This window comes from Stenotrophomonas sp. YJH_SMC_91 (genome assembly GCF_059368495.1).
Map to the genome: position 1 here is coordinate 268,086 of NZ_JCAFRT010000001.1, position 16,357 is coordinate 284,442.

The 16,357-nt window shown below is 66.7% G+C and carries 17 protein-coding genes and 1 tRNA gene; 9 read left to right on the forward strand and 9 right to left on the reverse strand.

The annotated features are described in order from the left end of the window. Positions 1-253: 253 nt before the first annotated feature. From tolB to queC, 5 genes are all read left to right on the forward strand, one after another. Positions 254-1,573: a Tol-Pal system beta propeller repeat protein TolB gene (tolB, locus tag AC5P5X_RS01175; RefSeq protein ID WP_111189267.1), complete on the forward strand. Its 1,320-nt coding sequence runs from the start codon at positions 254-256 to the stop codon at positions 1,571-1,573. A gap of 64 nt (positions 1,574-1,637) precedes the next feature. After that, positions 1,638-2,156, forward strand: a complete 519-nt coding sequence (gene pal, locus AC5P5X_RS01180) for a peptidoglycan-associated lipoprotein Pal (RefSeq protein WP_005410748.1) — start codon at positions 1,638-1,640, stop codon at positions 2,154-2,156. Positions 2,157-2,159: 3 nt separating this feature from the next. Next, positions 2,160-2,978, forward strand: coding sequence for a tol-pal system protein YbgF (gene ybgF / locus AC5P5X_RS01185; RefSeq protein WP_005414274.1), 819 nt, complete (start codon positions 2,160-2,162; stop codon positions 2,976-2,978). Positions 2,979-3,117: 139 nt separating this feature from the next. Beyond that, positions 3,118-3,819 carry a 7-carboxy-7-deazaguanine synthase QueE gene (gene queE, locus AC5P5X_RS01190; RefSeq protein ID WP_033832979.1) on the forward strand — a complete coding sequence of 234 codons (702 nt, stop codon included), beginning with the start codon at positions 3,118-3,120 and terminating at the stop codon, positions 3,817-3,819. Positions 3,820-3,897: 78 nt separating this feature from the next. Next, entirely contained in the window at positions 3,898-4,563 is a 666-nt protein-coding gene (gene queC, locus AC5P5X_RS01195) for a 7-cyano-7-deazaguanine synthase QueC (RefSeq protein WP_005410745.1), read from the forward strand. A 183-nt stretch (positions 4,564-4,746) separates the two neighbouring features. On the opposite strand, the gene AC5P5X_RS01200 is transcribed toward queC, so the two are convergent. Next, a complete protein-coding gene (locus tag AC5P5X_RS01200; RefSeq protein WP_099527376.1) occupies positions 4,747-5,703 on the reverse strand; it encodes a DUF2268 domain-containing putative Zn-dependent protease in 957 nt (318 codons plus the stop codon). Positions 5,704-5,881: 178 nt separating this feature from the next. Here AC5P5X_RS01200 and AC5P5X_RS01205 point away from each other — a divergent pair. Next, positions 5,882-5,957 (forward strand) — tRNA-Lys (locus tag AC5P5X_RS01205). Positions 5,958-6,032: 75 nt separating this feature from the next. Here AC5P5X_RS01205 and AC5P5X_RS01210 read toward each other — a convergent pair. Continuing rightward, the gene (locus AC5P5X_RS01210) at positions 6,033-6,371 is read right to left on the reverse strand and encodes a hypothetical protein (RefSeq protein ID WP_099527377.1); all 339 of its coding nucleotides are present in this window, start codon (positions 6,369-6,371) and stop codon (positions 6,033-6,035) included. A 174-nt stretch (positions 6,372-6,545) separates the two neighbouring features. On the opposite strand from AC5P5X_RS01210, the gene AC5P5X_RS01215 reads away from it, so the two are divergent. Together AC5P5X_RS01215 and AC5P5X_RS01220 are read left to right on the forward strand one after the other, a co-directional pair. Next, positions 6,546-7,388 (forward strand): alpha/beta hydrolase, encoded by an 843-nt coding sequence (locus tag AC5P5X_RS01215; protein WP_062605813.1) that lies wholly within the window; start codon positions 6,546-6,548, stop codon positions 7,386-7,388. Positions 7,389-7,470: 82 nt separating this feature from the next. Then, positions 7,471-8,409 (forward strand): alpha/beta hydrolase, encoded by a 939-nt coding sequence (locus AC5P5X_RS01220; protein WP_062605815.1) that lies wholly within the window; start codon positions 7,471-7,473, stop codon positions 8,407-8,409. Positions 8,410-8,417: 8 nt separating this feature from the next. Here AC5P5X_RS01220 and AC5P5X_RS01225 read toward each other — a convergent pair whose 3' ends face one another. Together AC5P5X_RS01225 and AC5P5X_RS01230 are read right to left on the reverse strand one after the other, a co-directional pair. Continuing rightward, the gene (locus tag AC5P5X_RS01225) at positions 8,418-8,840 is read right to left on the reverse strand and encodes a response regulator (RefSeq protein WP_005414268.1); all 423 of its coding nucleotides are present in this window, start codon (positions 8,838-8,840) and stop codon (positions 8,418-8,420) included. Between the two features lie 92 nt (positions 8,841-8,932). Continuing rightward, positions 8,933-9,700: a CPBP family intramembrane glutamic endopeptidase gene (locus AC5P5X_RS01230; protein ID WP_111189265.1), complete on the reverse strand. Its 768-nt coding sequence runs from the start codon at positions 9,698-9,700 to the stop codon at positions 8,933-8,935. A 149-nt stretch (positions 9,701-9,849) separates the two neighbouring features. Here AC5P5X_RS01230 and AC5P5X_RS01235 point away from each other — a divergent pair, with 149 nt between their 5' ends. Then, the gene (locus AC5P5X_RS01235) at positions 9,850-10,158 is read left to right on the forward strand and encodes a TFIIB-type zinc ribbon-containing protein (RefSeq protein WP_005410738.1); all 309 of its coding nucleotides are present in this window, start codon (positions 9,850-9,852) and stop codon (positions 10,156-10,158) included. Between the two features lie 73 nt (positions 10,159-10,231). On the opposite strand, the gene AC5P5X_RS01240 is transcribed toward AC5P5X_RS01235, so the two are convergent. From AC5P5X_RS01240 to recQ, 5 genes are all read right to left on the reverse strand, one after another. After that, on the reverse strand, positions 10,232-10,744 hold the full coding sequence (locus AC5P5X_RS01240) for a GNAT family N-acetyltransferase (protein WP_099531000.1): 513 nt from the start codon (positions 10,742-10,744) through the stop codon (positions 10,232-10,234). Between the two features lie 81 nt (positions 10,745-10,825). Then, the gene (locus AC5P5X_RS01245) at positions 10,826-11,851 is read right to left on the reverse strand and encodes a copper resistance protein B (protein WP_111189264.1); all 1,026 of its coding nucleotides are present in this window, start codon (positions 11,849-11,851) and stop codon (positions 10,826-10,828) included. Next, a complete protein-coding gene (locus tag AC5P5X_RS01250; protein ID WP_111189263.1) occupies positions 11,848-13,659 on the reverse strand; it encodes a copper resistance system multicopper oxidase in 1,812 nt (603 codons plus the stop codon). Before AC5P5X_RS01250 ends, AC5P5X_RS01245 begins: the two co-directional genes overlap by 4 nt. A gap of 75 nt (positions 13,660-13,734) precedes the next feature. Then, positions 13,735-14,118 (reverse strand): CopL family metal-binding regulatory protein, encoded by a 384-nt coding sequence (locus tag AC5P5X_RS01255; RefSeq protein WP_111174257.1) that lies wholly within the window; start codon positions 14,116-14,118, stop codon positions 13,735-13,737. A 154-nt stretch (positions 14,119-14,272) separates the two neighbouring features. Further along, positions 14,273-16,078 (reverse strand): DNA helicase RecQ, encoded by a 1,806-nt coding sequence (recQ, locus tag AC5P5X_RS01260; protein ID WP_099524734.1) that lies wholly within the window; start codon positions 16,076-16,078, stop codon positions 14,273-14,275. Positions 16,079-16,357: the final 279 nt, after the last annotated feature.

Consider the following 16,357-nt stretch of genomic DNA (forward strand, 5'->3'; position numbering starts at 1 on the left):
CCGCGTCCACGGATGTCGCGCTTGCCTCTGGCAGGCCAGGTCTCGACCGGGCAGGCTGTGGGCTGCTGTCGAACACCGCCCCGCAGGGCGGCGTGACGGGGCAGACGGGCGCGATGTTAGCCACGACGTTAACGGTGCGTGAGAGGACGGGCTGGAACTGACCCGGAATTCACGTACCCTTGGTTCATGATTGCGAAGCGGTTCACTGCCGCTTTGTTATCCCTCGTTCCGGTTTCCCCCTATTGAGCGCTCCATGAAAAAGATGCCTCGCTGGCTTGCCGTGTTTGCGGCCCTGTTGCTGCCCTTTGCTGCCGTCGCGCAGCAGAAGGGGCTGGATATCGACATCATCGGCGGCAATGCTTCCGCGCTGCCGATCACCATCGTGCCGATGCCTTACCAGGGGTCGTCGGCTGTACCGCAGACCGACGTCGCCGGCGTGGTCCGTGCCGACCTGGAGCGTTCGGGCCAGTTCCGTACGCTGCCCGAAGCGCAGATCGTCGAGAAGCCGGTGCGCGGCGGCGACATCCAGTTCGCCACCTGGCGCGCGCTGAAGCAGAACTACATCGTGGTCGGCCGCGTGCTCGACGCCGGTGCCGGCGCCTACCGCGTCGAGTACGAACTGTTCGACGTACCCAAGGGCGAGCGCCTGCTGGGCCTGGCGATGACCGCCCGTGGCAACGCCATGCGCGACGTTGCCCACCAGATGGCCGACGCCATCTACGAAAAGATCACCGGTGTGCGCGGCGCCTTCTGGACCCGCATCGCCTACGTGACCGCCAGCGGCAAGGGCGACGCCATGCGCTACGCGCTGATGGTGGCCGACTCCGATGGCTTCAATCCGCAGACCATCGTGCGTTCGGCCGAGCCGCTGCTGTCGCCGTCGTGGAGCCCGGATGGCAGCAAGCTGGCCTACGTCAGCTTCGAGCGTGGCAATTCGGCGATCTACATCCAGAACATCGGCACCGGCGCGCGTGAGCTCGTCACCAGCTTCCGAGGCATCAACAGCGCCCCGGCGTTCTCGCCGGACGGCCGCAAGCTGGCCCTGACCCTGTCGCGTTCGGGCAACCCGGAAATCTACGTGATGGACCTGGGCAGCAAGCAGCTGACCCAGCTTACCAACCACTTCGCCATCGATACCGAGCCGACCTGGGCGCCGGACGGCAGCGCGGTGTACTTCACCTCCGACCGCGGCGGCCGTCCGCAGGTCTACAAGGTCGGCGCGGGCGGCGGCAGCGCCGAGCGCGTGACCTTCCAGGGCAACTACAATGCCAAGCCCTCGGTGTCCTACGACGGCAAGAAGATCGCCGTCGCCCAGGGCTCGGGCAACAGCTACAAGATCGCGGTGATGGACAGCTCGCTGGGTTCGCCGCGCTGGAGCACGCTGTCCCCGGGCTCGCTGGATGAATCGCCGAGCTTTGCGCCCAACGCGAGCATGGTGTTGTACGCCGCCCGCGAAGGTGGCCGTGGTGTGTTGTATGCCGTCTCGGCCGATGCGCGGGTTCGCCAGCGCCTGGTCCTGGCCGATGGTGATGTGCGCGAGCCGGCATGGTCCCCATACCGTACCCAGCGCTAAAAGAGTGTTAATATTTTCGTTGTCTTGAACCCCTCATCGGCCTAGGAGCCACAAAGGTATCGCCATGAACAAGTCCACCCGCGTTCTGCTTGTTTCCCTGCTGTCTGTGGCCGTCCTGGCCGGTTGCTCGAAGAAGGTGAAGGAAGAGCCGGCAGCCCCGGTCGACACCGGCACCTCGACCACCACCCCGACCGGTCCGTCGACCTCGGGCCTGTACGGCCCGGGCGACCTGGATACCGACGCTTGCCTGCGCCAGCGCGTTGTCTACTTCGACCTGGACAAGGAAGACGTGAAGCCGGAATTCCAGGCCATCATGGCGTGCCACGCCAAGTACCTGCGTGACCGTCCGTCCTCGCGCATCACCCTGCAGGGCCACACCGACGAGCGCGGTTCGCGCGCGTACAACCAGGCCCTGGGTGAGCGTCGTGGCAACGGCGTCAACTCGGCCCTGCAGGCCAACGGTGGCTCGGCTTCGCAGCTGACCGTCGTTTCCTACGGTGAAGAGCGTCCGGTCTGCACCGAGTCGAACGAGTCCTGCTGGTCGCAGAACCGTCGCGTCGAAATCGTCTACACCGCGCAGTAATCCATGCGCATTGGCATCAAACTGATGCTGGTCGTTGCGGCAGCCCTCGTGGCTGCCGCACCGGCGCATGCACAGCGACAGAGCCTGGCTGACCGTGTCGGCGCGCTCGAGCAGCAGATGTACAACAACAGTGCCAACCAGGACCTGTTGAACCAGATCAACCAGCTGCGGCAGCAGGTCACCAGCCTGCAGGCCTCGATCGAGCAGTTGCAGCACGACAACGCCCAGCTCAAGCAGTCCGCCCAGGACCAGTACCTGGATCTGGACAGCCGCCTGAACCGGTTGGAAGGGGGCAATGCCGCCCCGGCCCTGCCGCCCGTTCCGGCGAGCGCGCCGAAGGCCGCACCGGCCCCGGCAAAACCCGCAGCGGCGGCCACTTCCGAGCGGCCGCCGTCCGTCCATGGTGATGCCGGCAGCCTTGCCGCCACCGGCGACGAGCGCACGTCCTACAACGTCGCCTTCGATTCGCTGAAGGCCGGCAAGTACGATGATTCGGCGCAGCTGTTCCTGAGCTTCCTGCAGCTGTACCCGAACGGCGTCTACGCGCCGAACGCGCTGTACTGGCTGGGCGAGAGCTACTACGCCACCCGCAATTTCCCGATGGCCGAGACCCAGTTCCGTGAACTGCTCGCGCGCTATCCGACCCACGACAAGGCCGCTGGCGGCCTGCTCAAGGTTGGCCTCTCGCAGTATGGCGAGGGCAAGGTCGACCAGGCCCAGCAGACGCTGGAGAGCGTCGTGGCGCAGTACCCGGGCTCGGACGCCGCGCGCACCGCCCAGGATCGGCTGCAGTCCATCCGCCTCGGCAAGCAGATCCGTTGATCCGCTGACCGGGCGTACAATGCGTACCCTGGCGCCGGGCTGATTTCCGGCAGCCTCCTGTAGAGCCGAGCCCATGCTCGGCTGCTTTCGTTTCCGGCGCCGATAAATCGGTCGCCCGTCCCATGAAGAATTGTTTGCCATGACCGCCGTTACCCCGTCCAACGCCGTCGCTACCCCCAGCGACATCGTGCAGTCGCCGCTGCCGCGCCTGAAGATCACCGAGATCTTCACCTCGCTGCAGGGCGAAGCCGATACCGCCGGCTGGCCGACCGTGTTCGTGCGCCTGACCGGCTGCCCGCTGCGCTGCCAGTACTGCGATACGGCCTATGCCTTCCATGGCGGCACCTGGTGGGACATCGACGACATCGTGGCCGAGGTGCTGGCCCAGGGCGTGCGCCACGTCTGCGTGACCGGCGGCGAGCCGCTGGCGCAGAAGCGCTGCCTGGTGCTGCTGCAGAAGCTGTGCGACGCCGGCATGGACGTCTCGCTGGAAACCTCCGGCGCGCTGGACGTCAGCGCGGTGGACCCGCGTGTATCGCGCGTGGTCGACATCAAGACGCCGGGGTCTGCCGAAGTGGCGCGCAACCGCTGGGAAAACCTGCCGCTGCTGACCGCACGCGACCAGATCAAGTTCGTCATCTGCAGCCGCGAGGACTACGACTGGGCCAAGGCCCTGGTCGCCGAGCACGAGCTGGTGAAGCGCTGCACCGTGTTCTTCTCGCCCAGCAAGGGCGAGGTCACCGCGCGCCAGCTGGCCGACTGGATCGTCGAAGACCGCCTGCCGGTGCGCTTCCAGATGCAGTTGCATAAAATCCTGTGGAACGACGAGCCGGGCCGATGAGCCCGCGCGGCGTTCCCTGATGTAGCTCCGGCGCGGGACAGCGTGCTGGCTTTCCCCTCCCAACCGGATGTTTTACCCATGAAGAAGGCAGTCGTGCTTCTCTCCGGCGGCATGGATTCAGCCGCCGTCATTGCCATGGCCCAGGAACAGGGCTTTGCCGTGCATGCCCTGAGCGTGCGCTATGGCCAGCGCCATACCTCCGAACTGGATGCCGCCGCCCGCGTGGCCAAGGCCCAGGGCGTGGTCGCGCACAAGACCGTGGACGTGGACCTGCGCAGCATCGGCGGCTCGGCACTGACCGACGACATCGACGTGCCCGAGGCCGGTGGTGCCGGCATTCCGGTCACCTACGTGCCGGCACGCAACACCATCATGCTGTCGCTGGCCCTCGGCTGGGCCGAAGTGCTCGGCGCCAACGACATCTTCTGCGGCGTCAACGCCGTGGATTACTCCGGCTATCCGGACTGCCGCCCCGAGTTCGTGGCCGCGTTCCAGGCGCTGGCCAACCTGGCCACCAAGTCAGGCGTGGAAGGTGCGGGCATCAAGGTACACGCGCCGCTGCAGTTCCTCAGCAAGGGCCAGATCGTCAGCGAAGGCGTGCGCCTGGGCGTGGACTTCGGCCTGACCGTGTCCTGTTACAACGCCGACGCCAACGGCGCCGCCTGCGGCCACTGTGATGCCTGCCGCCTGCGCGCGCAGGGCTTCGCCGAAGCCGGCGTGCCCGACCCGACGCTGTACGCCTGACCGCCCCTGGTAGTGCCGGCCGCTGGCCGGCTTCCCTGATGGGTGTGAATTCCCAGATGGTGGGTGCGAATCGCTCCCTCGGTGGGTGCGAACCGTTGGTTCGCACTGGCTGACTCGCCGGGCAGGTCTGACTCTGGTGGGTGCCAACCTTGGTTGGCACTGTCCGCCAGACACGGCCCGGCGCTACCGCTGCCGCAACCACCCCGATGCTTCAATAAACGCCCGCACCGCCCCCGGATCGGCATAATCCAGCTCGATCATCCGCGCGATCCCAGCCTTCTCATCCTTCTGCTGGCGCATGTACTCCTGCGCGATACGGTAGCCGGCGTAGTACCCCACATCACTCACCCCGAACGGATTACCGGCGCTGTTGTACAGCCAGTTGTCCAGATCCCCGCCGTCCATTTCAGCGACGAAACGCGTGCGGATTTCCGCTTCGTGCGCGGGCCCGTAGCTGTACAGCGGCAACGCTGGCCGACGCCCGCTCAGCCGTTCGGCCACATACTCCGCCACGCCTTCGCGCACCGCGTACTGCGCCAGGCTGCCGGTAGTCTCGCGCTGCTGGGTATGCACGTACTCGTGCAGGTTGTTCTGCGCGTTGTTCGCCCCCGGACGGCTGTCGTAGAAGATCCGCAGGCGGCTGCGCATCGGCTCCGGTAGCTCGCTCACGTCCACGCGTTCATCGCCCAGCGCCATCTCCGCACCGATCAGTACCTTGTCACCCAGCGTGGTCCCGCCAGTACGCAGCACGCCCACGGCATAGGTGATGGTGGCCGGGCGCAGGGCGGGGTAGAGCGTGCGGAAGGCGGCCAGGTCCCGTTCCAGTGTGGCGCTGGCCTGCTGCGCGTTGGCGGTCAATGGGCGTACCGACGTCCAGAAGCGCGGCCACGCACGCATGGCCTCGGCGTATTCGCGGGCGGTGTAGTTACGGACCTGCATCAGCGCATGCAGGCCGGGGCTGCCTGGATCGATGTAGCGCTCCTGCACCAGTGCGACCTGGCGTTCAACGTCGGGCTCGGCGCGCACAGCGTCATAAGTGGCCCAGAAGCGGCCGATGTCGTCGGTGACGACCTGGGATGGGGCGGCCAGTGCCGCACAGGGCAGCAACAGGGCGGCAATGAGGCAGAAGGGCAGGCGCATCCGTGGCTCCGGGCAGGAATCACAGCTGGGATGCGCGTGAGGCCCAGAAGGTTTAAGCGGGCTCACCAGATCGGGTAGTGCCGGCCGCTGGCCGGCAACCTCGACGCACCAGGGTTTCACCCGGCCCGGTAAAGTAGGGTAGAATGCCCACCCCGCCGAAAGGCTGGGGCAGTGCAATGGGCCGTTAGCTCAGTCGGTAGAGCAGAAGACTTTTAATCTTTTGGTCGAAGGTTCGAATCCTTCACGGCCCACCATTGCATCCAATGACCCAAGTCATTCAGAAAGGCACCGTAATGCGGTGCCTTTTTTGTTGCCCTGGTCCGTGGCCTCTACTTCGCCCGCACTCCCTTGGCTTTTGCGGCCGCCGCGTCGGCAGCTTGCTGTGCGGCCGCCGCTGCCGCATTCGCGGAACGCACGGCTTCCGCTTGAGCCGCGTCAAAGTCAGCCCGGCGCTGCGCGCTGATCCGGCGTTCCAGTTCTGAATATGCGACGTAGCTCTCCGGATACTTCGCGACGCAGGCCTGCTGCAGCAGCGGGATCGCGTGGTCGGACAATCCCGGTTGGAGGTGGGCGAGCAGGCAGTCCGCATACGCTGCGGATGCTGGCGGAGTGCTGCTGGACTGCGGTGAGGCGGCGGCAAGGGTGGTGGCGATCAATACACTCAACATGGGAACCTCCTTGTGGATATGAGCGTGGCGGCGACCAGTCCTTGAGCCAAAGTGCCCGTTGCATGACCATCACCGGCTCCATGGTGCTCCAGTTCCGGCAGATCGGCAAAGTGCCGCGAACGACAGTGCCTCCGGCGGTCTATGCTCGGCATCTTTCCCAGGATGGGCCGTCCCATGCGTCTGATCGTGCTGTCGCTGTTGTTGTCCGTCGTCTCCGCCGCGCCGCTGATGGCCGCCGAATCCGCGTCGCCCGCCGCCGCCACGCCGCTGGTCATCGGCGAGACCTTCACCATCGAGTCGAAGGCTCTGGGCGAGACCCGTCGTATCAACGTCTACCGCCCGCAGCCGTGGGGGCTGGACCCGAAGGCGCCGCTACCGGTGCTCTACATGCCCGACGGCGGCATCGGCGAGGACTTCCTGCATGTGGCCGGGCTGGTGCAGGTGCTCAGCGGCAACGGCAGCATGCGTCCGTTCCTGCTGGTTGGCATCGAGAACACCGAGCGCCGCCGCGACATGACCGGCCCCAGCAAGGACCCGCAGGACCAGAAGATCGCGCCGCGCATCGGCGGCTCGGCGGCCTACCGTACCTTCCTGCGCGATGAACTGATGCCGCAGGTGCGTCAGCGTTACCCGACCACCGAGGAGCGCGCGTTGATCGGCGAGTCGCTGGCTGGCCTGTTCGTGGTCGAGACGCTGCTGCAGGAGCCGACGCTGTTCAACAGCTACATCGCGCTGGACCCCAGCCTGTGGTGGAACCGTGGCGCAATGCTGGCCGGCGCGGCCAAGCAGCTGCCGGCGGTGACGCGTGCGCAGCCGCGCGTGTTCCTGGCCAGCAGTGGGCAGCCAGAGCTGGCTGCGTCCGCCGCGCAGTTGGCCACGCTGCTGCAACAGGCGTCGCCGTCGCCGCTGGTGAAGTACCTGCCGTTGCCGGAGGAAACCCACGCCACGATCTATCATCCGGCCGCGTTGCAGGCGCTGCGCACGCTGTTCCCGGCGCCGCCGCCGGCCTCGCCCTGACCGCACTGGTACCCGCCTGCACACCATGCAACGATGCGGCAGCGGCGCCATCGGGTGCGCCGCCCGCAACGGGAGCGTGTGGATGCAGCGTGTGCGTGGATGGAGTGTGGCGGCCTGCCTGGCCGTGAGTGGCTGTGCGATGTCGGTGGCGCCGCCCGCAATGCAGAGTGAAGCGAAGGACAGTGCGCCGACTGCCACGCCGGGTGTGGTGCTGCCGGACACCGAAGCGCTGCGCGTGCACGACCCGGTCGGCCGCGATTATCCGGTCTGGGTGGCGCTGCCGGCCGACTACGCGGCGCATCCGGAAAAGCACTACCCGGTGCTGTACGTGACCGATGCGCTGTACAGCTTCCCGCTGGTGCGCAGCGTGCGCAACATGGTCGGGCAGAAGGGCGTCAACATCGAGGATTTCATCCTGGTCGGGCTACCGCCGCAGGAAGGCCTGACCTCCAAGCAGAGCCGCTCGCGCGATTACACGCCCAGCGACCCGGTGCGTACCGATCCGCGTGATTACAGCGATGACGTCAGCTACGGCGGCGCGGCGCACTACCGCGATTTCCTCGCTGGGCAGGTGCTGCCGATGATCGACGCGCGCTACCGCACCGATCCGGCGCGGCGTGCCTATGCGGGGCATTCCTATGGTGGCCTGTTCGGCGCCTATGTGCTGACCACGCGCCCGGACATGTTCCGCACCTACATCCTGTCCAGCCCGTCGCTGTGGTTCGACGACCATCGGGTGCCGCGCATGCAGGCCGAAGCCAAGGCGCCGGCGCAGCCGACCACGGTGGTGCTGTCGGTGGGCAGCTTTGAAACGGTCAAGCCCGAACCGCGTTACTTCACCCGCAACGACATGCTGCGCCACAACGCCGAATTCGCCGAGCAGCTGCGCAGCAGCGGGCGATCGTTGAAAGTGGAGAACATGGTGATCGATGACGAGGATCACTTCACCGTCTACCCGGACATGATCACCCGCGCACTGCTGAAGGTGTTCCCGGGTACCGGACCGTACAGCAGCGGTTGATGAATGCCTCAGGCCGCCTGTGCATCCGGCCCGGTCAATACGCCCACATCGGCGTGCCGGAAGCACAGCCGGATGGCGTCGAGCAGCTCGCTCATGTTGTACGGCTTGGGCAGGAAATGGATGCCGTCGCGCAGCTGCGGCAGCACCTGGTGCTGGTCCATGCCCGACGTCACCAGGATCGGCAGCTGGGGATACAGGCCGCGGACCCGGTTGGCGGCTTCAATGCCACTGATCGCGCCCAGATTCACGTCGGTGAACAGCAGGTCGAAACGCTCACCGGCGGCCAGCAGGCCCAGCGCCGCTTCGGCAGAGCTCACGCCCACTACGTGGCAGGCCTGGCTTTCCAGCGCCAGCCGGCTCAGTTCGCGGGTTTCCTCGGCGTCCTCGATGAGCAGGACGCGGGGTTCAACGTGGCGCTTGGACAGCAACATGACGCGACAACTCCGGACAGCAACGGTGAAAAGGCGCGCAAGTATGCGTAAGCCGGTAGTGATCCCGACGTGCACGGCAAGCTAAGCGGGCGTTACAGGCCTCTCTGGCGCCGGAGCCGCACGTGCCAGGCCAGCCCCGTGACCGCGAGCAGGGCGGTGCCGATGCGCAGGCTGGTGGCCTGCCAGCCCAATGCGAGGGCGTCATCGAGGCTGAACACATTCCAGGCCAGGTTCATCGAAACATGCAGGACCAGGCCGCACCAGAGCGTGTTGCCATCAAGGTGGTCGAGCCAGGCGAAGATGAAGCCGCCCACGGCGATCACCGCGCCGACGAACAGCGCGATGCCGCCACCGTCGAACCCACCGAAGCCGAGCCAGTGCGCCATGCCGAACAGCAGCGCCTGCGGCAGTGCAAGCCATGGCCAGGGGCCGCGCACGATCTTCACCAGCAGCACGAAGCCCAGGCCGCGGAAGAGCACTTCCTCGGCCAGCGGGAACAGCACCGCCAGCATGGCGGCATCCAGTGCAGTCAGTGCCCTGTTCGGTGTTCCGAGCAGCGCCAGGCCAAGCCAGCACGGCAGGCTGGCCAGCAGCACCCACATGGGGCCGCTCCAGCCGTTGCCGCGCAGCCCCAGGCTGGCCATCAGGCCCATGTCACGGGGCCGCAGCAGCGCGGCCAGCAGCAGTGCCACCAGTACCGCCAGCGCGTTGTCCAACAGGCTGCCGCCATAGGGGATGGGCAGTGCGGGAATCGGTGTGCCGATGGCCGCGGCGATATCCCGCAGGTTCAGGCCAAGGCCGACGCCCAGCAGCACCAGCAACAGGCGTGCGGTGGTGGGCAGGCGGGACAACACGGTCATGTACGCATTCCCTGCGGAACAAGGGCGCAGTGTGCCCCGCGGTACGCATGTGGGCACACGCCGGAAGTCCCTGTGCCATCGGTCATGCGTTGCCGCACAGTCATCGCGGTGCAGGTACAGTCGAAACCAGACCGACAGGAGCAATGCCGATGCTGTGCCCCGTGTGCAAGACCCAGACGCTGCAGATGGCCGAGCGCCATGGCATCGAGATTGATTACTGCCCGAGTTGCCGCGGTGTGTGGCTGGATCGTGGCGAGCTGGACAAGATCATCGAACGTGCGGGCGCCGGTGCTGCAGTACCTCCGCCAGCGCCCGTGCAGGCTCAGCCGGCGTCCGCGCCGCCACCGGTGATGCACCGTGATACCCGCCACCTCGGCCAGCGCTACGAGGACAACCGGGGACACGGCTACAAGAAAAAGAAGAAGGACAGCTTCCTGTCGGAGTTGTTCGATTTCTAGTTTGTAGCGTCGAGCCATGCTCGACTTTTGGCGGTGACAGTCGAGCAAGCTTCACTCTACATGGGGCGCGTGATCACGGCCGCCGCAGGATGAACTCGCGGTCGCGCGTGTCACCGACGATGAAGTCGTACTCGCCAACCTTGCCGCAGCCATAGCGCGCGTAGAAGCGCTGTGCGCCGAAATTCTCTTCCCACACGCCCACCCACAGGGTGCGGCGCTGCGGCTGGTCCAGCCACGCCATGAATGCGTCCATCATGCGTGCACCATGTCCGCCGTTCTGGTGTCCGGCCAGGATGTAGAACCGCTTCAGTTCGATGTCACCCTCGCATGCATCCGTGTGCGGCAAGGTGTTGGCACCGGCGGCCAGGTAGCCGACCACGGCGTCACCGTCCAGCAACAGCCAGATGGCACTGCGTGGGTCGGACAGTTCGATGCGCTGCGGTTCGCTGCTGTAGTGCGCCTGCAGGAAATCGTGCAGCTCCTGCGGCGGATAGGAATCGCCCCAGGTTTCGTTGTACGTGGCGATGGCGATCGCCGACAGCGCGTCGACATCGGCAAGGGTGGCGCGGCGGATCTGCAACGACATGGCGGTGCCTGCATTGGAACGTGGCGAAGTGTAGCCGGCCCCGGCGGCTGCCGGGGCTGGCCATTGCTCACGATCTGCTGCTCAGAACCACATGCGCACGCCGGCCACCCAGCGCGTGTCGCGCGCGTGGTCACCGGCATAGTCGGCGGTGTCGCCAAAACTGCGTTCGTGACTGATGCCGATGTAGGGCGCGAAGCGACGGCTGAACTCGTAGCGCAGGCGCAGGCCGGCCTCTACCTTGTTCAGGCCACGGCCGATGCCGTACTCCTGCTCGTCCTTGGCCGCAACGGTAGCTTCCAGTAGCGGCTGCAGGATCAATCGGTTGGTCAGCAGCACGTCGTACTCGACCTCGGCCTTGGCCAGCACCTGGCCGCCGGAGCCCATGTACAGCGTGGCCGAGCTTTCGAACTTGTACGGCGCCAGACCCTGGATGCCGATGGCCGCCCATGTGCGCGAGTCGGACGGGCGGAAGTCCTGGCGCACGCCGACCAGCACGTCCCACCACGGCGACACGCTGCGACCATACAGTGCGTCCAGTGACGACGATTCGGTGCGGCCGCGGCTGCGTTCGCCATCGGTGCGCAGCCACAGGCGGTTGATGTTGCCGCCGATCCAGCCGGTGGCTTCCCATGCCTGGCCGTTGCTGCTCTTGCCATCCCAATGCTCAAGCCGGTCGATCAGCAGCAGGCTGTTGATCTCCGGCGCGTGTTCCATCGCGCCATGCGCGATCTGCGGGAAGGCGGCGGCGCGGTCGGCATCGGTCGGGACCGGGATCGGTTCGCGCGGTTCGGTGGGTGCAGGCGTGCCGTGGCCCATCGCCCCGTGGTCCATCTGCGAATGGTCCATCGCCGCTGGCTGCATCGAGCCATGGTCCATCTTCGAGTGGTCCATCGTGGGGTGGTCCATGCCGGCCTGATCCGCCGCACACATGTCCATCTCCGAATGATCCATCTTTGAATGATCGACCGGTTCGGCAGGGGTCTTCGCGCTCTTCGCAGGCACGTTCATCGCGCCCATGTCATGGCCGGCGTGCGACTGCGCGAACACCGGCAACGCGGCGGCGAGGCCCAGGGCCAGCAGGCTGGGGGAAAGCAGTGAGCGGCTCATTCTTCGATCCTCACTTCGCGCATCATGCCCGCTTCCATGTGGTACAGCAGATGGCAGTGGTAGGCCCAGCGGCCGAGTGCATCGGCGCGCACGCGATAGCTGCGGCGGGTGCCCGGCGGCATGTCGATGGTGTGCTTGCGGACCTGGAACTCACCTTGCGCGTTTTCCAGATCGCTCCACACGCCGTGCAGGTGGATCGGGTGCTGCATCATGGTGTCGTTGACCAGCACGATGCGCATGCGCTCGCCGTAGTTCAGCCGCAGCGGCTCGGCGCTGGCGAACGGGACGCCATCGAACGACCACGAGAATTTCTCCATGTGGCCGGTCAGGTGCAGCTCGATCTCGCGGCTCGGCTCGCGGCCATCCGGGTCTTCGAACAGGCTGCGCATCGCGCCGTAGGTCAGCACCTGGCGGCCGTTGTCGCGCAGGCCGATGCCAGGGTCGTCCAGCTTCGGCTCGGTGGCCGAACTCTGCATGTCCATCAGCGGGTTGTTGCGCTCGCTGGCCGGATGCTTCGGTACCTTGCTGGCGGTACCGCCGCCGCCGTGCGCACCGTGGCCCATGCTGGCGCCGCAGCTACCTTCCGTGCCCTTCATCGCGGCCATGTCGTGGCCACCATGACCACCACTGCCCATGTCGTGCCCCATGTCGCTCATCGTCAGCAACGGGCGTGGGTCGCGCGCGGGAATCGGTGCCTGCAGTCCGTGGCGTACCGCCAGCGTGCCGGCGGCGTAGCCGGTGCGACCCATGTCCTGGCAGAAAATGGTGAACGCATCCTGGCCGGTGGGTTCGACCAGCACGTCGTAGGTTTCGGCGGGAGCGATGCGGAATTCGTCGATGCTGACCGGGTGGATGTACTGGCCGTCAGCGGCCACCACGGTCATCTTCAAACCGGGGATGCGCACGTCGAAGTAGGTCATCGACCCGCCGTTGATGAAGCGCAGCAGCACCTTTTCGCCACTGCGGAACAGGCCGGTCCAGTTGCCGGCCGGGGCGGTGCCGTTCATCAGGTAGGTGTAGGTATGCGCGTTGATATCGGAGATATCGGTGGGCGTCATCCGCATCCGGCCCCACATGCCACGGTCGGACAGCGCCGCGGACCAACCGTCGCGTTTCGCGTCGCGCAGGAAGTCGGGCAGGGTGCGCTTGTAGTAGTTGTCGTGCTCGGCCAGCTTCTTCATGCGCCGGAACAGCGCGCCCGGATCCATGTCGGTCCAGTCCGACAGCATGATCACGTGCTCGCGGTCATGGTGGTACGGCGCCGGTTCGGCCGGGTCGATGATCAGCGCGCCGTACAGGCCGGCCTGTTCCTGGAACATCGAGTGGCTGTGGTACCAGTAGGTGCCCGACTGCTTCAGCTGGAAGTGGTAGTGGTAGGTCTCGCCGGGGCCGATGCCGTTGAAGCTCAGGCCCGGCACGCCGTCCATGTTGGCCGGCAGCAGGATGCCGTGCCAGTGGATGGAGGTCGGGTGGCGTTCCAGCGTGTTGCGCACGAACAGGTCCACGGTCTGGCCTTCGCGCCAGCGCAGGATCGGGGCCGGCAACGAGCCGTTGACGGTGATCGCCGGGCGGGGGCGGCCGGTGAAATTGGCCAGCGATTCGCCGATGGCCAGTTCGATGCGGGTATCGCTGAGCACGGCGGGGGCACCGGCCAGCCGTGGGGCGGCAGTGGCGGCGGCGAGCGCGCGTTGCGGCACGCCGACAGCGGCGATGCCGGCGACCACGCCACCGGCGGCCAGGCCCTGCACGAACAGGCGGCGTGACGGCATGGGCACAGCGCCCGGACCGGGGGGATTGCGGGTATTCATGGTGGAGACTCCAGACACGGAAAGACGCCGGCAGGTGGCCGGCTACGGTGCGCAGGGCGCACAGTGCGTGTGGAATCAGCCGATGGGAGGGCGTGAGATCGGCGGCAGCGGCGGCGACGGGCGGCCGGTAGCCGGCATCGGCTGTGGTGCCAGCGACAACGCCGGGCCGGCCATGAACGGCAACGGCTGCACCACCAGCAGCGGGTGCTGGGCGCAGCTGCGCACGCAGTCCTTGATCTGGCAGTGGGCGTCGTGGGCGGGGGCCTTGGCCTGCGGGGCCTCGTCGGCCTGCATGGCGGCGTGGTGTTGGCAGTCGGGGTCACCGCCATCTACGGCGGCCGCGACGGCGTGTGCCATCCGCCCCATTTCCTCGTGACCGCTGGCCATGGCCGCGTTCAGCCCGTTGAGCAACAGGCTGAGCATGAGCACGACACGGAGCAGGGTCGAGGCCAGGGACATGGCGTTAATCTAGCTGCAAGTGGGCGCCGATGCACTTCCGGCTGAATGGCTGGTTCAAGGTTGGACCGGCACCAATGTAGAGCCGAACCCGCGCTCGGCTGCTTCTGCGGCCACGGCAGCCGAGCGTGGGCTCGGTGCTACAGGGAGCCGGGCGTTACCCTTCTTCGCGCACGATCTCGACCAGGCGCGGGCCGTAGCGGCTCAGCTTGGTGCCGCCGATGCCGCCGACCCGGGCCAGTTCATCCAGGCTGGTCGGGCGCTGCTCGGCGATGTTGCGCAGGGTGCTGTCGTGGAAGATCACGAAGGCAGGCACGTTCTGTTCGCGCGCCAGTTCGGCACGCAGGCCGCGCAGCGCGTTGAACAGTGCCAGGTCCTGCGGCAGTACCGACAACCCGGTGCGCTGCGCACTGCGCTCGCGTCCGCTGGTGCTGCTGGCCGGGTCGCGGCGCATGCTGATCTGGCGGCGGCCGGTCAGCACGTCACGGCTGGCATCGGTCAGGCGCAGGCCACCGTGGCCCTCGCTGTCCACTTCCAGCAGGCTGGCGGCGACCAGCTGGCGGAACACACTGCGCCAGGTGCGCGCATCCAGATCGCGGCCGATGGCGTAGGTGCTGAGCTTGTCGTGGCCCTGCTGCTTCACCTTCTCGTTCTCGCTGCCACGCAGGACGTCGATCAGGTGGCCGACGCCGAAGCGCTGGCCAGTGCGGTAGACACAGCTCAGTGCCTTCTGCGCCGGAATGGTCGCGTCCCACGAGGCCGGTGGCGTCAGGCAGTTGTCGCAGTTGCCGCACGGCTGGGGATAGGTCTCGCCGAAACCGGCCAGCAGCACCTGGCGGCGGCACTGCATGGATTCGCAGTAGCCAAGCAGGTGATCGAGCTTGCCCCGCTCCAGCTGCTTGCGTTCTTCGCCGGCCTCGGATTGTTCGATCATCTGCTTGAGCAGTACCACGTCGCCCAGGCCGTAGCACAGCCAGGCCTCGGCAGCTTCGCCATCACGACCAGCGCGGCCGGTTTCCTGGTAGTAGCCTTCCATCGACTTGGGCAGGTCGGTATGCGCCACGAAGCGCACGTCCGGCTTGTCGATGCCCATGCCAAAGGCGATGGTGGCGCACATGACGATGCCGTCCTCGCGCAGGAAGCGGCGCTGGTTGTTCGCGCGCACTTCCGGCGGCAGGCCGGCGTGGTAGGGCAGGGCGTTGAAGCCCTGGCCGCATAGGAATTCAGCGGTCTCCTCGACCTTGCGCCGCGACATGCAGTAGACGATGCCGGCCTCGCCACGGTGGCCGCGCAGGAAATCGGTCAGCTGCTTGCGCGCGTTGTCCTTCTGCACCACGGTGTAGCGGATGTTGGGGCGATCGAAGGAGCTGACGAAGTGGCGTGCTTCCTGCAGATCCAGACGCTCGGCGATCTCGCGCTGGGTCGGCGGGTCGGCGGTGGCGGTGAGCGCGATCCGCGGGATCTGCGGCCAGCGCTCGTGCAGTACGGTCAGCTGGCGGTATTCCGGGCGGAAGTCGTGGCCCCACTGCGACACGCAGTGGGCTTCGTCAATGGCGAACAGGGCGATCTGGCTGCGCGACAACAGCGACAGGAAGCGGCCGGTCAGCAGCCGCTCGGGAGCGACATAGAGCATGTCCAGTTCACCCGCGAGCAGTTCGCGCTCGACGCGGCCGGCGGTCTCGGCATCCAGGGTTGAATTCAGGTACTCGGCACGCACGCCGAGCTGGCGCAGGGCTTCGACCTGGTCCTGCATCAGCGCGATCAGCGGCGAGATGACGATGCCACATCCGTCACGCAGCAGGGCCGGGACCTGGTAGCACAGCGACTTGCCACCGCCGGTGGGCATCAGTACCAGGGCATCATGACCGGCAGCCACATGCTCCACGATGTCCTGCTGCGGACCACGGAAATCGTCGTAACCAAAGACGCGTTGGAGCAGGTCGTGCGCGGGACGGGAAGGCATCCGGCTAGTTTACCTCCCGGAGGCGGCGGCAGGGCTGCGCCCTGCACCTGCTACAAGCCAGAGCAACGTCAAAGGCAACAGCCGGCTCTGGGGTGTCTTCTGGCTGGGCGGGGCGGTGTGGGCTTGCAGGACACGCCGTAAACCCGTCCTTGGGGGCTCGATGGCGCCATCCATGGCGCCAACGGTCCTGCAAGCCCACACCGCCCCACCCCCGACAGTTTCCCGGTGACGGTGGATCCATCCACGCCATGCGTGGATGAAATCTGTCAGATATCGACA

Bases quoted from the DNA above. Each gene is read 5' to 3' on its own strand.
- AC5P5X_RS01245 (WP_111189264.1), bottom strand. From the start codon at position 11,851: ATGAGCCGCTCACTGCTTTCCCCCAGCCTGCTGGCCCTGGGCCTCGCC.
- queC (WP_005410745.1), top strand. From the start codon at position 3,898: ATGAAGAAGGCAGTCGTGCTTCTCTCCGGCGGCATGGATTCAGCCGCC.
- queE (WP_033832979.1), top strand. From the start codon at position 3,118: ATGACCGCCGTTACCCCGTCCAACGCCGTCGCTACCCCCAGCGACATC.
- AC5P5X_RS01210 (WP_099527377.1), bottom strand. From the start codon at position 6,371: ATGTTGAGTGTATTGATCGCCACCACCCTTGCCGCCGCCTCACCGCAG.
- tolB (WP_111189267.1), top strand. From the start codon at position 254: ATGAAAAAGATGCCTCGCTGGCTTGCCGTGTTTGCGGCCCTGTTGCTG.
- pal (WP_005410748.1), top strand. From the start codon at position 1,638: ATGAACAAGTCCACCCGCGTTCTGCTTGTTTCCCTGCTGTCTGTGGCC.
- AC5P5X_RS01230 (WP_111189265.1), bottom strand. From the start codon at position 9,700: ATGACCGTGTTGTCCCGCCTGCCCACCACCGCACGCCTGTTGCTGGTG.
- recQ (WP_099524734.1), bottom strand. From the start codon at position 16,078: ATGCCTTCCCGTCCCGCGCACGACCTGCTCCAACGCGTCTTTGGTTAC.
- AC5P5X_RS01250 (WP_111189263.1), bottom strand. From the start codon at position 13,659: ATGAATACCCGCAATCCCCCCGGTCCGGGCGCTGTGCCCATGCCGTCA.
- AC5P5X_RS01225 (WP_005414268.1), bottom strand. From the start codon at position 8,840: ATGTTGCTGTCCAAGCGCCACGTTGAACCCCGCGTCCTGCTCATCGAG.
- AC5P5X_RS01240 (WP_099531000.1), bottom strand. From the start codon at position 10,744: ATGTCGTTGCAGATCCGCCGCGCCACCCTTGCCGATGTCGACGCGCTG.
- ybgF (WP_005414274.1), top strand. From the start codon at position 2,160: ATGCGCATTGGCATCAAACTGATGCTGGTCGTTGCGGCAGCCCTCGTG.
- AC5P5X_RS01220 (WP_062605815.1), top strand. From the start codon at position 7,471: ATGCAGCGTGTGCGTGGATGGAGTGTGGCGGCCTGCCTGGCCGTGAGT.
- AC5P5X_RS01200 (WP_099527376.1), bottom strand. From the start codon at position 5,703: ATGCGCCTGCCCTTCTGCCTCATTGCCGCCCTGTTGCTGCCCTGTGCG.
- AC5P5X_RS01235 (WP_005410738.1), top strand. From the start codon at position 9,850: ATGCTGTGCCCCGTGTGCAAGACCCAGACGCTGCAGATGGCCGAGCGC.
- AC5P5X_RS01255 (WP_111174257.1), bottom strand. From the start codon at position 14,118: ATGTCCCTGGCCTCGACCCTGCTCCGTGTCGTGCTCATGCTCAGCCTG.
- AC5P5X_RS01215 (WP_062605813.1), top strand. From the start codon at position 6,546: ATGCGTCTGATCGTGCTGTCGCTGTTGTTGTCCGTCGTCTCCGCCGCG.